The following is a 17765-nucleotide window of genomic DNA, read 5'->3' as shown; positions in this document are numbered from 1 at the left end:
CCTCATTTACTGCTTATTTTTCTCCAGGCGTTCGAATACCATATCGTATCCGTCCTCTCCGTAATTCAGTGAACGGTTCACCCGGCTGATGGTCGCCGTAGAAGCTCCCGTCTTCTCGGCTATCTCCAGATAGGTCTTCTGCTCCCGGAGCATCTTGGCTACTTCAAACCGCTGCGACAGGGAAAGCAGCTCATTGATGGTACACACATCCTCAAAGAAGGTATAACATTCTTCTTTATTCTGCAGACTCAGAATCGCGTCAAACAGGAAATCTACAGCTTCCGTTCTAATCTTCTTATTCACAACATTCTCCTTTATCCTGATACTATATTAAAAGTATGATATTAAACAATATCTCTATTTTAACACAGTAAAATTTTAAAGTCCAGAAGCTTTCTGTGATATCTGATCTTTCAGCATTTTGACGGAATGGTTTACCACCAGTTCCTCCGGGAAATTCAGCTCCTCCAGCAGGCCAATGGCCAGATCATGCCGTCCCACATCCGTATCCACATGGGCGTCGCTGCCCATGACCACCGGAACCTGATACTGCATGCAGAGCTTCAGCATTTCCACGTCCTGGGGCTTCGTTCCTTTTCTGGAGCCGCCCGGCCGCAGGGAATTATCATTGAGCTCCAGCATTACATGGTACTCTTTTGCCGCCTGCACCAAAGCTGTGAAATCCACCGGATATCTGGGGTCGTCCGGATGTCCCAGAATATTCACATAAGGATTCTTCATGGCATTGACACAGGCCTCCGTATTGAACTCCCTGCTGCCCGGATTGATACAGGGAATATGCAGGCTGGCAATGCGAATATCCAACTGACGCAATGTAGCCGGATCCAGATCTACTCTTCCCTGCTCGTCCAGAATATTCAGCTCCACTCCCATCATCAGCTCCACATCATAGGCATGCCGGTCTACCACTTTCAGATTCCGGAAATAGATCCCCTGGCAGCTACCTGCCATGCAGGGCGCATGCTCGGTAATCGCCAATAATTCCAGCCCCTTTGCCGCCGCGGCCGCCGCATTTTCCCGAATCGTGCTGAAGGCGTGTCCGCTGGCTATCGTATGTGTGTGCGTGTCCATTCTGTCATGAATCATGATAAGCTCTCCCTCTCCGTTTATACTGCTATTATAGGCTCTACCCGAAAGAAATACAAGAACATGTTTTCTCTTGGGCCTTTTTATGTTATACTGGACGCCTAAAGGAGGAACCATCATGAAACAAACAAAAAAATCCCGCCGTTCATCCAACCGAATCGGCATCAAAATCACCGCTGTTGTTCTGCTGATACTCCTGGCCCTTGCCGGATGGAAGCTTACAGCCGGACGCATAGCCCGGGAAGAAGATCCCGGCCCTGCTGAAGAAACCCTTCCAAAGCCAGAGGAGGACGCCTCTGCTTCTGAACATACACAGAAACCCGAAACTGATACCTCGACGGAGCTTACAGCCGCCGAGCAGCAGGCTTCTTTTCTCCCTGACTATACCAGCGCCCCGCTTCTTAACACCACCCCCATCCGCTGTCTTTCCCTGGAGGTAGGTGCCACTGCGGACGAACTGCGCTTTAACTGGCTTTCCCCCAGTGCTTCAAAAGGACAGGTCCGCTGGACGAATCAGAGTTCCGGGGAAACACAGACCTTCGACGCCCAGTGCAGCCCTTCCACCACAGTACCCGGTTACTATGTCAATAAAGCCTCCGTTACCGGCTTTGCGGCGGACACCGATTACACCTACCAGGTAGGGAACGACGACGGTTGGTCCCCGGAATATTCCTACCATGCTCCCCAGGTCTCCGACAGTAACCTGACCTTCCTGGTCACTGCGGACGCCCAGATCGGCCAGTCTGAGGTGGAGGACGCCTCTGTAACCACCGAGCGCTGGGACAGTGTCCTGAACCGTCTCACCGACTACGTGCCGGAGGCTTCCTTCCTGTTCCATGTGGGCGACCAGGTGGCAGACTACGGAAGTGAAGAGCATTATGAAATGTATCTGGAACACCTGCCCCTCTACCGGATCGCCCTGGCTCCCGCCGTGGGCAACCACGATGTGCCCAATGCCTACAGCATGGAGGAAAACGGCCATCCGGGCGGCCTGTATTTCTACGAGCACTTCAATGTGCCCAACCGCTCTTCCATGGGACAGAGCCAGTACGACAAGGACGGTAACTATTACTTTATCCGCAGCAATGTACTCTTCATCGTACTGAACAGCAGTACCAGCCAGGGCGAAGCTGTCCAGGAGCAGTATGTGGCTCAGGTGGTGGCTGAACATCCCCAGGTCAAATGGCGGATCCTGGCCCAGCATTACCCGGCCTATCCGGCCGCCGAGGACTCCCATACCGGTGCCAAGGAATACCTGGCCCGCATCGCCATCGACAATGACATCGACCTGGTGCTGGGCGCTCACGACCACGTCTACTCCCGAACCGCCTTTGTAAACCGGGACTGCGAGACCTACAATGACTACGACTATGAGCCCGGCGCCGTGGTATCGAATCCCGAAGGCACCATGTATGTGACCTGCGGTACCTCCAGCGGCTGCCTGTACCATTTTCCTGAGGAGGAAATGCGTATCGTCTACAGCGGCCAGCCTGACACGCCCATGGCTATCCGCTTCGACGTGACTGACAGTGAGTTGCACCTGCGTGCCTACCTGATGGATACCTGGACGGTTTACGACGAATACACCATTCAGAAGGACTAATTCTCTGTCCCAGTTTTATGATAAAAAATCCCATATTAAAAGCAGCGCGGAACCGGTTTCTTTCATAGCTTCCGGTTCCGCGCTGTTCTGTATTTTGTATTCTTTTATTTCTTCGCCTGCTCCGCGAATTCTGTGGTCACCAGCTCCTCATAGGGCACTCTGGTCTCCAGTTCTCCCGCTTCCGCCAGGATATCCTGCAGAAGCTCAAAGCTCTTCTTCTCAAAAATCAGATTATCCTTCCAGGTATCCTGCTCATAATAACGGGTCACAATCGTGGTGATATCCGCGAGATCCGTCTCCGCAAACTGGGGCGCGATGACCTTCGCGATCTCCTCCGGCGTATGGTTCCGCACATAATCCATTCCTTTCTGAAGTCCGTTAGTAAAGCCCTGAATGACTTCCGGATGGGCTTTCAGATAACTCTGCTTCGCGCTGTAGGCCGTATAGGGCACATATCCGGAATCCACCCCAAGCGACGCCACCACATAGCCTTTTCCTTCTTTTTCCAAAGTCGAAGCACCCGGCTCGAATTCTACGGTAAAATCTCCCTGTCCACCGGAGAAGGCTGCGGCAGTGGAGCCGAAGTCGATGCTTTGGTCGATATTCATGTCGGTGGTTGGATCAAGATTGTGTTTTTTCAAAATATATTCGAAAACCATTTGTGGCATACCACCCTTCCGTCCTCCCAGAACATCCTTCCCCTTCAAATCTGCCCACTCAAAATCCGGCATGGCCTCTCTGGCTACCAGGAAGTTTCCGGCCCGCTGGGTGAGCTGGGCGAAGTTCACGATGTAATCGTCTGGATTCTGATTGTAGACATAGATGGAGGCTTCTGAGCCCATAAAGCCGATGTCGGCTTCGCCGGAAAGGACGGCGGTCATGACTTTATCGGCCCCAAAGCCGGTTACCAGATCGAGGTCGATACCCTCTTCCGCAAAGTAGCCTTTCTCAATGGCTACGTACTGGGGCGCGTAGAAGATGGAATGGGCTACCTCGTTCAGTGTAACCTTGGTCAGGCCGTCGGGCGCTGTACTGTCCGAACCGCCGCAGCCTGCGGCGGCCAGGCTGCCAATCAGAAGCACACCTGCCAGCAGGGTGGAATATTTCTTTTTCATAATGGGAATCCTCCTTTTTCCGAATACTATATAGTATACGGACGTTGGAAAAAGGTGAATTCTGCCTATCTACATACAAACATTTCCTATCGGTTTCTTAGTACTCCACTCTCACCAAAAACAGCCCCTGCCCCGGGGCCATCACGCCGGCCTGCTCCCGGTCCAGGGATTCCAGGATCATAGCCATGTCTTCCGGGGTTTTCCTGTGCAGTCCCACTTCCACCAAAGTTCCGGTGAGAATTCGGACCATGTGATAAAGGAAGCCGTTACCGGTGAAAGAAAGGGTAATATCCGCACCAGTCTGCTCGATCTCGATGGCTTCAATGGTGCGGACTGTGGACTTTTTGCCGCGTTTAATGGAACTGAAAGCCTTGTAGTCGTGGATTCCGGTGAGTTCTGCAGCGGCACGGCGCATGGCGGGCACGTCCAGGGGCTGATCGATAGCCCAGGTGTAACGACGGTCGAATACATTATGGACGGGGCTGTTCCAGATATGGTAGCTGTAGGTCTTCCGCACTGCGTTCAGGCGGCTGTGAAAGCGACCGTCCACTTCTTCGGCAGAAATAACGCCGATATCTTCGGGCAGGTAATGATTCAGCTTTTCCAGCAGTTCGCCGCATGGCATCTGTGACCGGGTTTTAAAGTTTGCCACCTGCCCCAGGGCGTGGACGCCTGCGTCTGTGCGACCGGAGCCGGCCAGTTCAATTTTTTCGCCCAGCAATCGGCTCAGCACGGCTGTCAGTTTGCCCTGTATGGTATTTTCATCGTGTTCCTGGCTCTGCCAGCCGCTGTAACGGGTGCCGTCATATTGCACTACGATTTTTATATTTCTCATAAAATATACTTTCCCTTTCTGTTTTTTTCGTGTATCATAATATCTGAAATGTAGATTCCATGTTTTCTGAACAGATACTTTAAAAGCATCATGGAATCCCGCTCCGTGAAAAACTTTGCTATCTTTATTTTATACTGAGGTGAATCGTTATGTTTGGTCTGATTTTTGAACTTATCGTATTTATTGTCATTATCAGGGCTGTCCTGGATTCAAAAAAGAACCGGCAGCGGAGACAGCAGAATTCTCAGGGTTCCACTCCGCCCCCTGTGGCAAACCGGCCTGCGGCTACGCCTTATAAGCCGCCGGTGCCCAATAAACCGGCTTCCAAAAAACAGAAAACCGGCTGGACGCCCAAACCCGAGAAGACAAAAACCGTGGTTCCGAACCGGCCGAATCCGGCGAAAGAAGCGTCACCCGCTGAGGCTTCCGCCCGCACCTTCATCGAGCCCACCAAGCGTTATCGCGCGCCCCACAATGCAGGTGAGCGCTATGAAGAATGGATGCCTGTTCCGGAAGGGAAAAAAGTCTGCCGCTGCGGCTACTGCGCCGCGGACAATTTGATTCCCAAAGGCGCGGATCCCGGAAATTATACCTGCTATTTCTGCAGAGAAGAACTGTAAATTTGAGAGATGAAGCAAACTGTTCCGCCTTGCTTCATCTCTTTTATATTATTTCACTTTCTGAATCGGCCCCGTCTTATGAGACGCGCTTCATATTCTTCTGAATCCACTCTTCCGACTCCGCCAGCCTCCGGTCCAGTTCCTCCGCATGTTCCCGCCCCACGGCCTCCTTCATAAATGCGTACTCATCCATCAACCCCTGTCCATGGGGAACCAGATATGCCCCGGAATCACTGCCAAGACCCATATGCGCACCCTGTTCAAAGGCGAACCGCACTGCACTCCTCTGCCGCCCCAGAATGGCTTTTACCTGCTCATCCGGAAAACGGCCGCAGCCAATCAAATTTCCAGTAGGCGCAAAAGTAGGTACCCAAATGGTATGTGATTCCGCAAGCTGACACAGCGTATCCTTTTCCATATAATTTCCGTGCTCCAGGGTATCCACACCTGCATCCAGGGCAGCCCGTACGGCAGCATCTCCATTTCCGTGGGCCATGACCCGAAGCCCGGCATCGTGGGCTGTCCCGATCATATAAGAAATATCAGAACCGTCGATTCCTTTCTCCGTCAGCTTTCCGAAAGTGTCAAACTCCATAATCCCACTGATCATAATCTTGATAAAATCCGCTCCCCGCTCCTTCGCTCTTTTCACCAGCTCCCGATAGCCTGCTTTGTCATCAAAGGGCAGGCCCACGATCCCGCCGTAATGCCCTCTCCTGTGAATGGCGAAAATCGGCGACCGATAATCAATGCCATATTCCCCGGCCAGCTCCCTGGCCCGCTCCGACACACCGTAAGCGTCTCCACCATCCCGCACGAAGGTAATACCTGCCTGCTGCCAGGCCGACAGATGCTCCCGGATAACCGCCTCATTTGGCCTCTCCTTATGCAGCGCCACCGCCGCCTTATAATTTTTTCCATCCATGATCACATGGGCATGACACTCTCCAAACATCGAAAATACGCCTCCGTTTTCTGATTTACCCTGTAGGATTTCTTCACTTTTTTCTTCTCTGTCAAGTGTACCCAAATGCCCGAAAAAAGTCAATCTTTCGCCCTGTTTGTGATTGACACCGATTCCCGTTTGTGATACTCTAAACCCAGCCGCAGTAAAGCGGCAGAGTACCGTCTGCGGACGGGTTTCCAATCTATTTTAATCATTTTTGGAGGTATCACAATGAACAAGGGTACAGTTAAGTGGTTCAACAATCAGAAGGGTTACGGTTTCATCTCTGACGAGCAGGGAAATGACATTTTCGTACACTTCTCCGGTATCAATTCTGATGGATTCAAGTCTCTGGAAGAGGGTCAGGCAGTAGAGTTTGACGTTGTTGACGGAGCAAAGGGACCGCAGGCTACCAACGTAACCAAGTTATAATCAGCCGTAAATCATGTGCCTTTTTCTAATATACAGACTGAACAGTTTCTGACTAGAAAGAAAGCATCGTAATTAAAAGCAGATTAGAAAAGAGGAGCCGCTTCTGTGATAACTCACAAAGCAGCTCCCCTTTTTTCTTTGCAGAACTTCATCTGAATTTTCGCAATTATTTCGCAACTGGTCAGTTCAGTGTAACTGGTCAGGTATTGAGCAGTTACATTATTTCAATAATTCCTTCAAAATCTCATTGACTTTACCCGGGTTCGCCTTTCCTTTCATCTCTTTCATGGTCTGGCCCACCAGGAAGCCCAGAGCCTTCTCCTTGCCGCCCTTGTAATCAGCTACGGACTGGGGATTGGCCGCCACGATGCGCTCGATGGTTTCACGCAGGGCGCCCTCGTCGTTGACTGTCTTCAGCCCCTTCTCCTCCACATACTTCTCCGGATCCACATCCTCATGGAAGATATGCTCAAAGACCTCTTTGGCTACACTGCTGTTGATGGTTCCGGCGTCCGCAAGCTCGATAAGCTTTGCCAGGTGCTCCGGGGAGAATCTCATATCCTCCGGCTCCTGTCCGGCCTCCTTTAAGAGACGCATGGTCTCCACCATCAGCCAGTTGGACACCTTCTTGGGCTTCTTACAGATGGCTGTGGCCGCCTCGAACATATCCGCCATCTGCTTGGATCCGGTCAGAATCTGCGCGTCGTATTCCGGGATCTCAAACTCCTCTTTATAGCGCTTCAGCTTCTCGGTCCGCAGCTCCGGCTGACAGGCCTTGATTTCCTCCAGCCATTCCTCGCTGATGTCGATGGGAACCAGATCAGGCTCCGGGAAATAACGGTAGTCCTGGGCGTCCTCCTTGGAACGCATGGCGTGGGAGCTTTCCTTGTTATCATCCCAGCGACGGGTCTCCTGGATCACCTGCCTGCCTTCCTTCAGAAGCTCAATCTGGCGCTGGCGCTCGCCCTCAATAGCGCGGCCGATGGCCTTGAAGGAGTTCAGGTTCTTCATCTCGGTACGGGTGCCGAATTCCTTCGCGCCTACCTCACGGACAGACAGGTTCACGTCCGCACGCATGGAGCCCTCCTGGAGCTTGCAGTCGGACGCGCCCAGATACTGGATGATCAGACGCAGCTTATCCAGATAGGCAATGACTTCTTCCGCGCTTCGCATATCCGGCTCGGATACAATCTCGATCAGCGGCACGCCGCTTCGGTTATAATCCACTAACGAACAGTCTTCCCACTCGTCATGAATGAGCTTGCCGGCGTCCTCCTCCATGTGAATCTCATGGATGCCGATTTTCTTGGAACCGGTCTCCGTCTCGATTTCCACATAGCCGTCCCGGCAGATGGGTGCATACAGCTGAGAAATCTGATAGTTCTGAGGGTTATCCGGATAGAAATAGTTCTTCCGGTCGAATTTACTGTGACGGGTGATGGTACAGTTGGTGGCCAGACCTACAGCCATGGCGTACTCTACCACCTTCTTGTTCAACACCGGCAGGGAACCGGGCATACCGGTACATACCGGACAGGTGTGAGTGTTGGGCGCTCCTCCAAATGCGGTGCTGCAGGAGCAGAAAATCTTGGTCTTGGTGGCCAGCTCTACATGAACCTCCAGACCGATGACGGTCTCATACTGTTTACTCATTTTCTCCACTCCTTCCTAATCTCTCTTACCCTCAAAGGCCGCCCGGCCCCGGCTGCACTCGTAGGCATAAGCTGCCCGGATGATGTGCTCCTCTTTAAAACAGTCGCCCAGAAGCTGCAGACCGATGGGCAGTCCTTTTGTATCCATGCCGCAGGGCAGGCAGATACCGGGAAGTCCGGCCAGGTTCGCGGAAATGGTGTAGACATCGCCCAGATACATCTGAAGCGGATCAGACAGGGATTCGCCAAGCTTCGGCGCAGTAGTCGGAGCCGCCGGTCCCAAAATCACGTCATATTTTTCAAAGGCACGGTCGAAGGCCTGACGAATCAGAGCCTTGGTGCGCAGGGCTTTCAGATAATAAGCATCGTAGTAACCGGAGCTTAACACGAAGGATCCCAGCATAATCCGGCGCTTCACCTCCGGGCCGAAGCCCTCGGAACGGGTCTTCTTGTACATGTTGTGAAGACCTTCGTACTCCTCGGTACGGTAGCCGTATTTCACGCCGTCGAAACGGGCCAGGTTCGAGCTGGCCTCGGCGGAAGCGATGACGTAGTAAGCGGGGATGGCGTAATCCACCAGGCTTAAATCAAACTCTTCCACCACAGCGCCCTTCTCCTCCAGAACCTTCGCGGCCGTCTTCACTGCCGCAGCCACCTCCGGATTCAGGCCTTCGCCGAAATAGTCCCGCGGAATACCGATACGCAGACCTTTCACATCATCTTTTAAAGCAGATGTAAAATCATAGGATTCACGCTTCACGGAAGTGCTGTCTTTCTTATCATAGGAAGCGATGGCCTCCAAAAGCAGCGCGCAGTCCGTCACATCCTTTGCCACCGGTCCAATCTGGTCAAGAGAAGAGCCATAGGCAATCAGACCGTAACGGGATACAGTTCCGTAGGTAGGCTTAATGCCGGTGATGCCGCAGAAAGAGCTGGGCTGACGAATGGATCCGCCTGTATCGGAACCCAGGGCGCAGGGCGTTTCACCGGAAGCCACTGCTGCGCAGGAGCCGCCGGAGGAACCGCCCGGTACATGTTCAGTGTTCCAGGGATTTCGGGTCACTCCAAAGGCGGAAGTCTCAGTGGTGCTTCCCATGGCGAACTCGTCCATGTTGGTCTTGCCAATCACGACCATTCCGGCTTTTTCCAGATTCAAAACCGCCTCTGCGGAATAGGTTGGCTCAAAGTTGTAAAGGATTTTGGAAGAACAGGTGGTCTTAAGACCTTTTGTACACATATTGTCCTTGATGGCAATGGGAACGCCTGCCAGCGGACCGGTGAGCTCCCCGCTGTCGATGCTCTTCTGCACCTCTTCCGCTCTTTTCAGGGCTCCTTCCTCATCCACGGTGACAAAGCTATTCAGAACCTCATCCTGTTTTTTGATCTCAGCCAGGGCTGCTTTCACGGCGTCCACGGCTGTCATTTCTCCGGCTTTGATCTTCTGTCCGATCTCTGCCGCTGTCATTTCACGAAATTCCATTCTCTGTCACCTCCTACTCTACGGTCTTCGGTACCATATACATACCGTCTTTGACCTTGGGCGCATTGGCCAGCATCTCCTCGCGGTCGTCGCCATTTTCCACCTGGTCCTCCCGGAATACGTTGCTCACGGGAAATACGTGGGACATGGGTTCCACGCCTGCGGTGTCCAGCTCGTTCAGTTTATCAATGTAATCCAGCATCCGGCCCATATCCTTCTTGGCCGCCTCTTTCTCCTCGTCGGACAGCTCCAGCTTCGCCAGAATGCCTACATATTCAATTGTTTCATCAGAAATTATATTTGCCATGTTTTCTCCTTTACTCCGCAGTGCACGCTCGATTTTGCTTCGCAAAACCTCGCTTTATGGGCTTCGCCCTATAGCCTGCCATAAAAAGTCATTGCTTCCTGCAAGCAGGCGCACTGCCTTTTTACGGCAGGCTGCACTGCTCATTGCCAACGCTAAGGCTCCAGACGACTTAAGTCGCGCGGGAATAATGTTGTTTCACGTACATTGTCTTCGCCTACCAGCTTCATGGTCAGGCGCTCCAGACCGATACCCAGTCCGCCGTGGGGCGGCATACCGTATTTGAAGGTATCCAGGTACTGCTCCATGCCCTCCTCGGTCATACCTCTGGCCGCGATTTTGTCCAGCAGCATCTGATAATCATGGATACGCTGGCCGCCGGTAGTGATCTCCAGGCCGTCGAACAGCAGGTCAAAGCTTAACGTAAACTTCGGGTCTGCCGGGTCGTCCATGGCGTAGAAGGGACGCTTCTTGGACGGATAATGGGTGACAAATACAAAATCGGAACCATACTCCTCTTTGAAATAACGTCCGATCAGCACTTCTTCCTCCGGCTCCAGGTCGTAGGGGTTGCGGATCTTATGGCCGTATTTCTCGGAAGCCAGCTGCTTCGCCTCGTCAAAGCGGACCGCCGGAATCTTGTCAGCCTTCGGTAAGGTAATGCCAAGAATCTGAAGCTCCGGCGCATAGTCGGTCTCCAGCATTTTCAGCATATACTGGATAAAGCCGGTCTCCATGGCCATGATATCCTCAAAGCTGTCGATGTAGCCCATCTCGAAATCCAGGCTGGTGTACTCGTTCAGATGGCGCTTGGTGTTGTGCTTCTCCGCACGGAATACCGGACCGGTCTCAAAAACCCGGTCAAATACGCCCACCATCATCTGCTTATAGAACTGGGGGCTCTGTGCCAGCACGGCCGGGCGATGGAAATAATCCAGACGGAACAGGTTCGAGCCGCCCTCGGCTCCCTTGGCTCCGATCTTCGGGGTGTGAATCTCGGTAAAGCCCTGGCTGTAAAGAAAATCCCGGAAGGCTCTTACCACGCCCTCCTGAATCCGGAACTTGGCACGCTCTCTCACATTCCGGAGGGAAATGGATCTGCGGTTCAGCTTGGCGTCCAGAGAGGTGTTCAGCTTCCATTTGGCTATGGGCAAGGGCATGGGCGCGGCCGGCTCGGATAATACGGTGATGCCGGTCAGACGAAGCTCCACGCCTTGGGGCGCGCGCGCTTCTTTGTGAATCGTTCCCTCTGCCACGATGCTGGAAGCCTCTTTCAGTGTCTTCAGGTCGAAAGCTGTCACGCCTTCTTCAAAGACACACTGTAAGAGTCCGTCCCGCCGTCTCAAAATCACGAAGGCTACCTCGCCCATGTCGCGAATGGTATGAACGGTTCCCTCGATTTTTACGGTCCTGCCTTCCATGCCCTCTGCGGTCACTGCCGCCAGATCTACGGTTTCCTTTTCTTTCACTCCTGTCATGAATTCCATCATTTTTACCTACCTTTCGAATATTTGCCTTTTCAGGCTTAAAGCTCTTCCGGGCAGGTATCAGATAGAATCCTGCTTTGCAGGATTCTCCGCCTGCGGTGGGTCGCCTAAGCGACAACATCCACTCCGCCGCAGTGCGATCCCCCGGAGGGCTTTTGCATAGCCGGAATTTCCTGCTATACAAAAAGAACCCCGTCCCGGAATATTCTTATTCCGGGACGGGGTTTCGTATTCAAATGAAATCCCGCGGTACCACCCGCATTGAAATGCGTCCGCTCTTTCGTCAGGCTCACATTTCCTCTTTTATGCCCTTAACGTGGACAGTTCCGTACCGGCCTACATCCGAATCTGATAAATGTGTTCGGAATTCGACCGATCTGCTCCCAAGTGTTCCCACGATGGTACTGTTCACTTCATTCACAATACCTCGCGGGATAATGAATGTGAAAAGTAACATCAAGATTTCCTAATCCAAATAGCGCTCTCAGTCGGTGACGCCATATTCCTGTCGGCCTCTGAAAATCCGAGTCTTGTTCTTTGCATTTCGTTATAGTATAATCGTTTGTAGCTGTTACAAACTTTTTATGCGAGAAATATAGCACACCTGATTTTCGATTGCAAGTCTTTTTTTCAGACTTCTTTGCGGTTTCAAATTTTTTCCGTGTCAGGTTTCTTTCTCCGAAATATTTTTCGTATTAACGTATTAAAATCTTAAGAATAAGGAGTAACTGATTATGGAACATCTGTACATACCCCCTGATTATTCCTCTGCCCTGGGTCTTTATGACACCCAGGTGGCCATCAAGACCGTCAAAGACTTCTTCCAGCAGTCCCTGGCGGAGCAGCTTTACCTGCTGCGCGTGTCCGCGCCCCTGTTCGTCACCCCGGAATCCGGCCTAAACGACAACCTGAACGGCGTGGAGCGTCCTGTCACTTTCGGCATCAGAGAGCAGAATGAGCGCCCGGCCGAAATTGTACATTCTCTGGCCAAATGGAAACGCAACGCCCTGAAGCAGTACGGCTTCCACATCGGCGAGGGGCTCTACACCGACATGAGCGCCATCCGCCGGGACGAGGACACCGACAATATCCACTCCATCTACGTGGATCAGTGGGACTGGGAGAAAATCATTCTGAAAGAGGACCGCAATGTGGAGTATCTGAAAGAAACTGTCCGCAAGGTCTACAAGGCCCTGAAAAAGACTGAAAAATACATGGCCATCCGCTATGATTACATCGAAGAGATTCTTCCCAAGGAGATTTTCTTCATCACCACCCAGGAACTGGCCGACCTGTATCCGGATAAGACTCCCAAGGAGCGGGAGGACGCCATTACCAAGGAAAAGGGCGCTGTCTTCCTCATGGAGATCGGCGACAAGCTGGCAAACGGCGAGCCCCACGACGGCCGTGCCCCGGACTACGACGACTGGCACCTGAACGGTGATATCCTCGTATGGTATCCGGTTCTGGGTCACTCTCTGGAGCTGTCCTCCATGGGTATCCGCGTGGACGAGAACTCCCTTGCCCGCCAGCTGAAGCTGTCCGGCTGCGAGGATCGGGCCAAGCTGCCCTTCCAGAAAAACATTCTGGAAAAGAAACTGCCCTACACCGTCGGCGGCGGCATCGGACAGTCCCGTATCTGTATGTTCTATCTCCGCAAGGCTCACATCGGCGAGGTCCAGGTATCCATCTGGCCCGACGAGGTGCGGGAGAAATGCGCACGGTATGGAATTAATTTGCTGTAAAGCCCTATCTGATACAACTGATGCTTTTATAATTAAATGGAGCATTCCCCGGAAACTCACGATTTCCGGGGAATGCTCCATTTTGATACAGTTTGAACCGTCAATTACCTCATCCGCTTTATAAAGCTTTAATTCTCTCCAGCGCCTTCACCGTATTCTCATAGGATCCAAAGGCTGTCAGCCGGAAGTATCCTTCTCCGCTGGGTCCGAATCCGGATCCCGGTGTTCCTACCACGCCTGCGTTCTCCAGCAGGTAATCGAAGAACTCCCAGGAATTCATCTTATCCGGCGTCTTCAGCCAGATGTACGGGGCGTTTACGCCGCCGGATACGGTATAGCCCGCATCCTTCAGACCTGTCAGGATGGTCTTCGCATTGTTCATATAATAGCCCACCTGTTCCTTCAGCTGAGCCTTGCCTGCCTCAGAATAAACCGCTTCGCCTGCCCGCTGTACGATATAGGGCGCTCCGTTATACTTGGTTCCGTGACGTCTTGCCCACAGGGCATGGAGGGACACATCGCCGCATTTCAGTTCCTTGGGAATAACCGTGTAGCCCAGACGTACGCCTGTAAAGCCTGCGTTCTTGGAAAAACTCTTCAGTTCGATGGCGCAGGTCTTCGCGCCCTCGCACTCATAAATGGTGTGGGGCACATTCTCTTCAGAAATATAAGCCTCGTAAGCCGCATCGTAGATGATGACCGCTCCTACCTTATTGGCATAATCCACCCATACCTGCAGCTGATCCTTTGTGATCGTGGAACCGGTCGGGTTGTTCGGAAAGCACAGATAAATCAGATCCGGTGTCTCCTTGGGAAGCTCCGGCGCAAAACCATTATCTGCGGTGCAGGGCATATAGATCACATCACTCCACCTCTCGGTCTTCGGATCGTAAGTACCGGTACGGCCCGCCATTACATTGGTATCCACATAAACCGGATATACCGGGTCGCAGACTGCGATCTTATTGTCCAGGCTGAAGATCTCCTGGATATTGCCGGAATCGCATTTCGCGCCATCACTGACGAAGATCTCATCCGGCTGAATGTCCGCCCCCCTATCCTGATAATCATTTTTGGCAATGGCATTGCGCAGAAATTCATAGCCCAGATCCGGCGCATAGCCGTGGAAGGTCTCCGCATGACCCATCTCATCCACCGCCTTGTGCATAGCCTCAATGATGGCCGGAGCCAGGGGCTGGGTCACATCGCCGATACCCAGACGAATGATAGTCTTTTCCGGATGTTCCGCAGAGTAAGCGGCTACCTTCTTTCCGATGGTGGAAAAGAGATAACTTCCCGGAAGTTTCAGATAATTTTCATTTACTTGATACATAATATTCACTCCTCTTTGTGCCGCCGGCACATGAATTTTTTCACGCTTCTAGCGTCCCTGGACGCTCTTCCTCAATTCCTCCGGATCAAACTCTCCGGTAAATGCCGTTGCCGCCGGGCCGGTCATATAGACACAGTTGTCCGTCTCATCCCAGCAAATCTCCAGGTCGCCGCCCAAAAGATGCACGGTCACTTCCCGCTCCGCATAGCCGTTCAGAATGGCCGCCACCGCAGTGGCGCAGGCTCCCGTTCCGCAGGCCATGGTCTCGCCGGAACCACGCTCCCAGACACGCATTTTCAGATTTTTATGGTCCATACGTTCCACAAACTCCGTATTCACCCGATCCGGGAAGCGCTCATGCCGCTCGAACTTCGGGCCGATTTCTTCTATCTTCAGATCGTCTACGCCATTCATAAATACCACTGCGTGGGGATTCCCCATGGAGACGCAGGTCATTTCGTAGACCTGATTGTCCACCACGATGGGTGCGGCCACCAGCTTGTCGCCTTCGCCCACCACCGGAATCTCATCCGGCTTCAGAATAGGTTCGCCCATGTTGACGCGAACCTTCTGTACCTTGCCGTCCTCTACCGTCAGTTTCAGGTACTTAACTGCCCCTCCGGAAATGACGCTGATCTCGGTCTGATCCGTCAGGCCGTTATCATAGACATATTTTGCCACGCAGCGGATGCCGTTACCGCACATTTTTCCGTAGGAACCGTCCGCATTGTACATGGCCATCTCGAAGTCTGCCTCCTCGGAAGACTGGATCAAAATCAGGCCATCGGATCCGATACCCTTGTGACGGTCGCTGACCAGACGCGCGATCTCCCCCGGATTCTCCAGACGCTCTTTCGTGCAGTCCATGTATACATAATCGTTGCCGATTCCGTGCATTTTCGTAAATTTCATTTTTATTATTTCCTCCCTTCATTCTGATGCGGCGGACGTTCAGCCGCGCCATTCGCAAAACCGCTCCTGCGGAGCTCCCCGCTGCTCCGCAGCTCATTTTTGCTCATGACATGGCGCTCATCTCATGGTTCTGCACAGGCAGATTCTTATGCAAGCATAAAATCTGCCCATGCAGAACCATGGCTGAACTAGTAACGCATCATGCTGAGCACCATCTCCGCTGTCTCGATCAGGTTTGTTCCGCTGTCCATGCTGCACTTTTGTATGTAGCGGTGGGCCTCCTCCTCGGTCATGCCGTTTCGCTCCATGAGAAGGGTCTTGGCCTCGTCCAACACCTTTCGTTCTTCCTCGGAACGCACCTTCGGCATGGACTTCCGCTTCTTTCTGCGGCGCTCCACACCCGCCACCATCATTTCCAGCGTATTCAAAAGATCCTGAACCTTCAGCGGCATCGCTACACACATGATACCAGATCCCGCACACTCGCTCAAGACCCTTTGGGACGCCAGCAGCAGCATTTCAAAATGGGCAGGAAGACAAGCTGCCAGCTCCGCATATACCATATCGGGGTATTTGTAGCTGCAGACCAGAATTCCGTCGCCCAGGCCATTGGCGCTGGCCAGAGCCTGGGCGCCCGTGGTACAGACCGCAGAAACCCGGAATCCATGACGAACCAGCAGATTCCGGATGTTCTTCGCATCTTCTATTTTCGGAAATAATACAATTACATTCGTCACACATTACACCTCCCGGAAATTTCTTTATCCTGAGGTGTCCGTTAGAAACGATACAGATACTGAGCGATCTCCCACTGGGAAACCTGGGAACAATAATCCTCCCATTCCTTCTTTTTGGCCGCAATATATCCCTTGCAGAGTTCTTCTCCCAGCACCTCTTTCACCAGCTTATCCTGTTCCAGTCCCAGGATAGCCTCCGCAAGATTCCGGGGCAGCGGCTCGATGCCCAGACATTTGCGCTCCTCATCAGTCATCTTCCGCACATCCTGATTTACCGGCTTGGGCGGCTCGATCTGATTCCGGATACCGTCCAGCCCCGCTGCCAGACTGACCGCCAGCGCCAGATAGGGATTGCAGGAGGGATCGGGACTCCGAAGCTCGATACGGGTACTCTCACTTTTCTGAGCCGGAATTCTTATCATCTGGCTACGGTTCACGGGGGACCAGGAAATGTAAGACGGAGCCGTAAATCCTGCTCCTGTCTGAGCCGGGAAGATCCGTTTATAAGAGTTCACCAATGGATTCGTAATGGCAGACAGTCCCTTCGCGTGCTTCAGAAGTCCGCCAATAAACCAGTAAGCCTCCTTACTCAGGCCATAAGGATCATTCTCATCCGCAAAGATATTTTTACCGTCCCGGATCAGGGAAATATTTGTGTGCATGCTGGAGCCGTTTACGCCCGCCTGGGGCTTCGGCATAAAGGTGGCGTGCATACCGAACCTCTTGGCAATGGTCTTCACCGCCAGCTTGAAGGTCATGATATTATCTGCGGAAAGCAGGGCCTCGTCATAACGAAAATCAATCTCATGCTGGGCGGAAGCCACCTCATGATAGGAAGACTCCACCTCGAAGCCCATTTCCTCCAGGGTCAGAATAATATCCCTGCGGACATTTTCTCCCTGGTCAATGGGACTCACATCGAAATAGCCCGCCTTTTCATGACTGAACACGGTGGGATTGCCGTCGTCATCCGTGTGGAACAGAAAGAACTCGCACTCGGGTCCCACATCAAAACGGTAGCCCAGAGCTTCCGCTTCCTTCAGCACCTTTTTCAGAATATACCTGGAATCCCCCTCATAAGGCGTTCCATCCGGCTTCTGGATATCGCAGATGAGTCTCGCCACCTTTCCCTGCTGTGGCCGCCAGGGAAAGATGGCCAGTGTATCCAAATCCGGACACAGAAACATATCCATATCGTTGTCATGGAGGAAACCCTCCACGCAGGAACCGTCAAACACATACCGGTTATCCAGCGCCTTTTCCAGCTGGCTGGCCGTCACCGCCGCATTCTTCAGGTTTCCAAACAGATCCGTAAACTGCAGACGGATAAACTCCACATCTTCCTCTTCCACCAGACGCATAATATCTCTTTTTGTATAATGGCCCATTTTCTCTCTCCTCTTCCCGCGGTTCCCCGCCATGGCTTTTCTGATAAAAATATTCACCTGCAGGATCTG

General features: G+C 52.6%; 17 protein-coding genes. 4 read left to right on the top strand and 13 right to left on the bottom strand.

The window, feature by feature from the left end; translation table 11 throughout:
• Window positions 1–6: 6 nt before the first annotated feature.
• On the bottom strand, window positions 7–303 hold the full coding sequence (locus H8S44_RS03435; RefSeq protein ID WP_186873240.1) for a YerC/YecD family TrpR-related protein: 297 nt from the start codon (window positions 301–303) through the stop codon (window positions 7–9).
• Between the two features lie 75 nt (window positions 304–378).
• Window positions 379–1107 carry a phosphatase gene (locus H8S44_RS03430; protein WP_207724140.1) on the bottom strand — a complete coding sequence of 243 codons (729 nt, stop codon included), beginning with the start codon at window positions 1105–1107 and terminating at the stop codon, window positions 379–381.
• 118 nt (window positions 1108–1225) lie between these two features.
• On the opposite strand from H8S44_RS03430, the gene H8S44_RS03425 reads away from it, so the two are divergent.
• Window positions 1226–2710, top strand: coding sequence for a purple acid phosphatase family protein (locus tag H8S44_RS03425; RefSeq protein ID WP_186873241.1), 1485 nt, complete (start codon window positions 1226–1228; stop codon window positions 2708–2710).
• Window positions 2711–2814: 104 nt separating this feature from the next.
• On the opposite strand, the gene H8S44_RS03420 is transcribed toward H8S44_RS03425, so the two are convergent.
• Together H8S44_RS03420 and truA are read right to left on the bottom strand one after the other, a co-directional pair.
• Window positions 2815–3825, bottom strand: coding sequence for an ABC transporter substrate-binding protein (locus H8S44_RS03420; protein WP_186873242.1), 1011 nt, complete (start codon window positions 3823–3825; stop codon window positions 2815–2817).
• A gap of 97 nt (window positions 3826–3922) precedes the next feature.
• A complete protein-coding gene (truA, locus tag H8S44_RS03415; RefSeq protein WP_186873243.1) occupies window positions 3923–4660 on the bottom strand; it encodes a tRNA pseudouridine(38-40) synthase TruA in 738 nt (245 codons plus the stop codon).
• Window positions 4661–4809: 149 nt separating this feature from the next.
• On the opposite strand from truA, the gene H8S44_RS03410 reads away from it, so the two are divergent.
• The gene (locus H8S44_RS03410) at window positions 4810–5280 is read left to right on the top strand and encodes a hypothetical protein (protein ID WP_186873244.1); all 471 of its coding nucleotides are present in this window, start codon (window positions 4810–4812) and stop codon (window positions 5278–5280) included.
• Between the two features lie 76 nt (window positions 5281–5356).
• Here the strand turns inward: H8S44_RS03410 and H8S44_RS03405 are convergent, their stop codons facing one another.
• Window positions 5357–6235, bottom strand: coding sequence for an amidohydrolase family protein (locus H8S44_RS03405; RefSeq protein ID WP_186873245.1), 879 nt, complete (start codon window positions 6233–6235; stop codon window positions 5357–5359).
• A 222-nt stretch (window positions 6236–6457) separates the two neighbouring features.
• Here H8S44_RS03405 and H8S44_RS03400 point away from each other — a divergent pair, with 222 nt between their 5' ends.
• The gene (locus tag H8S44_RS03400) at window positions 6458–6658 is read left to right on the top strand and encodes a cold-shock protein (protein WP_158364594.1); all 201 of its coding nucleotides are present in this window, start codon (window positions 6458–6460) and stop codon (window positions 6656–6658) included.
• Window positions 6659–6877: 219 nt separating this feature from the next.
• Here the strand turns inward: H8S44_RS03400 and gatB are convergent, their stop codons facing one another.
• The 4 genes from gatB to aspS all read right to left on the bottom strand — a co-directional run bounded on the left by gatB (window position 6878) and on the right by aspS (window position 11581).
• Window positions 6878–8311, bottom strand: a complete 1434-nt coding sequence (gene gatB, locus H8S44_RS03395) for an Asp-tRNA(Asn)/Glu-tRNA(Gln) amidotransferase subunit GatB (protein WP_186873246.1) — start codon at window positions 8309–8311, stop codon at window positions 6878–6880.
• Window positions 8312–8326: 15 nt separating this feature from the next.
• The gene (gene gatA / locus H8S44_RS03390; protein WP_186873247.1) at window positions 8327–9790 is read right to left on the bottom strand and encodes an Asp-tRNA(Asn)/Glu-tRNA(Gln) amidotransferase subunit GatA; all 1464 of its coding nucleotides are present in this window, start codon (window positions 9788–9790) and stop codon (window positions 8327–8329) included.
• Window positions 9791–9803: 13 nt separating this feature from the next.
• Entirely contained in the window at window positions 9804–10097 is a 294-nt protein-coding gene (gene gatC, locus H8S44_RS03385) for an Asp-tRNA(Asn)/Glu-tRNA(Gln) amidotransferase subunit GatC (RefSeq protein WP_186873248.1), read from the bottom strand.
• A gap of 152 nt (window positions 10098–10249) precedes the next feature.
• Window positions 10250–11581, bottom strand: a complete 1332-nt coding sequence (gene aspS / locus H8S44_RS03380) for an aspartate--tRNA(Asn) ligase (RefSeq protein WP_186873406.1) — start codon at window positions 11579–11581, stop codon at window positions 10250–10252.
• Window positions 11582–12315: 734 nt separating this feature from the next.
• Between aspS and asnA the strand changes: the two genes are divergently transcribed.
• Complete coding sequence (gene asnA / locus H8S44_RS03375) at window positions 12316–13326, top strand: aspartate--ammonia ligase (protein WP_186873249.1); 1011 nt, start codon at window positions 12316–12318, stop codon at window positions 13324–13326.
• A 118-nt stretch (window positions 13327–13444) separates the two neighbouring features.
• On the opposite strand, the gene H8S44_RS03370 is transcribed toward asnA, so the two are convergent.
• From H8S44_RS03370 to glnA, 4 genes are all read right to left on the bottom strand, one after another.
• Window positions 13445–14659, bottom strand: coding sequence for an LL-diaminopimelate aminotransferase (locus H8S44_RS03370; protein WP_186873250.1), 1215 nt, complete (start codon window positions 14657–14659; stop codon window positions 13445–13447).
• 48 nt (window positions 14660–14707) lie between these two features.
• Entirely contained in the window at window positions 14708–15571 is an 864-nt protein-coding gene (gene dapF / locus H8S44_RS03365; protein ID WP_186873251.1) for a diaminopimelate epimerase, read from the bottom strand.
• 188 nt (window positions 15572–15759) lie between these two features.
• Complete coding sequence (locus tag H8S44_RS03360; RefSeq protein ID WP_186873252.1) at window positions 15760–16308, bottom strand: ANTAR domain-containing response regulator; 549 nt, start codon at window positions 16306–16308, stop codon at window positions 15760–15762.
• A 41-nt stretch (window positions 16309–16349) separates the two neighbouring features.
• The gene (glnA, locus tag H8S44_RS03355; protein ID WP_186873253.1) at window positions 16350–17696 is read right to left on the bottom strand and encodes a type I glutamate--ammonia ligase; all 1347 of its coding nucleotides are present in this window, start codon (window positions 17694–17696) and stop codon (window positions 16350–16352) included.
• Between the last annotated feature and the right edge of the window lie 69 nt (window positions 17697–17765).

It is taken from the genome of Anaerosacchariphilus hominis, from assembly GCF_014290175.1.
In the GTDB taxonomy this organism is placed as follows: domain Bacteria; phylum Bacillota; class Clostridia; order Lachnospirales; family Lachnospiraceae; genus Laedolimicola; species Laedolimicola hominis.
This window is presented reverse-complemented; position numbering and strand designations above follow the sequence as displayed.

Bases quoted from the DNA above. Each gene is read 5' to 3' on its own strand.
- H8S44_RS03430 (WP_207724140.1), bottom strand. From the start codon at position 1,107: ATGATTCATGACAGAATGGACACGCACACACATACGATAGCCAGCGGA.
- H8S44_RS03425 (WP_186873241.1), top strand. From the start codon at position 1,226: ATGAAACAAACAAAAAAATCCCGCCGTTCATCCAACCGAATCGGCATC.
- H8S44_RS03420 (WP_186873242.1), bottom strand. From the start codon at position 3,825: ATGAAAAAGAAATATTCCACCCTGCTGGCAGGTGTGCTTCTGATTGGC.
- truA (WP_186873243.1), bottom strand. From the start codon at position 4,660: ATGAGAAATATAAAAATCGTAGTGCAATATGACGGCACCCGTTACAGC.
- H8S44_RS03410 (WP_186873244.1), top strand. From the start codon at position 4,810: ATGTTTGGTCTGATTTTTGAACTTATCGTATTTATTGTCATTATCAGG.
- H8S44_RS03405 (WP_186873245.1), bottom strand. From the start codon at position 6,235: ATGTTTGGAGAGTGTCATGCCCATGTGATCATGGATGGAAAAAATTAT.
- H8S44_RS03400 (WP_158364594.1), top strand. From the start codon at position 6,458: ATGAACAAGGGTACAGTTAAGTGGTTCAACAATCAGAAGGGTTACGGT.
- gatB (WP_186873246.1), bottom strand. From the start codon at position 8,311: ATGAGTAAACAGTATGAGACCGTCATCGGTCTGGAGGTTCATGTAGAG.
- gatA (WP_186873247.1), bottom strand. From the start codon at position 9,790: ATGGAATTTCGTGAAATGACAGCGGCAGAGATCGGACAGAAGATCAAA.
- gatC (WP_186873248.1), bottom strand. From the start codon at position 10,097: ATGGCAAATATAATTTCTGATGAAACAATTGAATATGTAGGCATTCTG.
- aspS (WP_186873406.1), bottom strand. From the start codon at position 11,581: ATGGAATTCATGACAGGAGTGAAAGAAAAGGAAACCGTAGATCTGGCG.
- asnA (WP_186873249.1), top strand. From the start codon at position 12,316: ATGGAACATCTGTACATACCCCCTGATTATTCCTCTGCCCTGGGTCTT.
- H8S44_RS03370 (WP_186873250.1), bottom strand. From the start codon at position 14,659: ATGTATCAAGTAAATGAAAATTATCTGAAACTTCCGGGAAGTTATCTC.
- dapF (WP_186873251.1), bottom strand. From the start codon at position 15,571: ATGAAATTTACGAAAATGCACGGAATCGGCAACGATTATGTATACATG.
- glnA (WP_186873253.1), bottom strand. From the start codon at position 17,696: ATGGGCCATTATACAAAAAGAGATATTATGCGTCTGGTGGAAGAGGAA.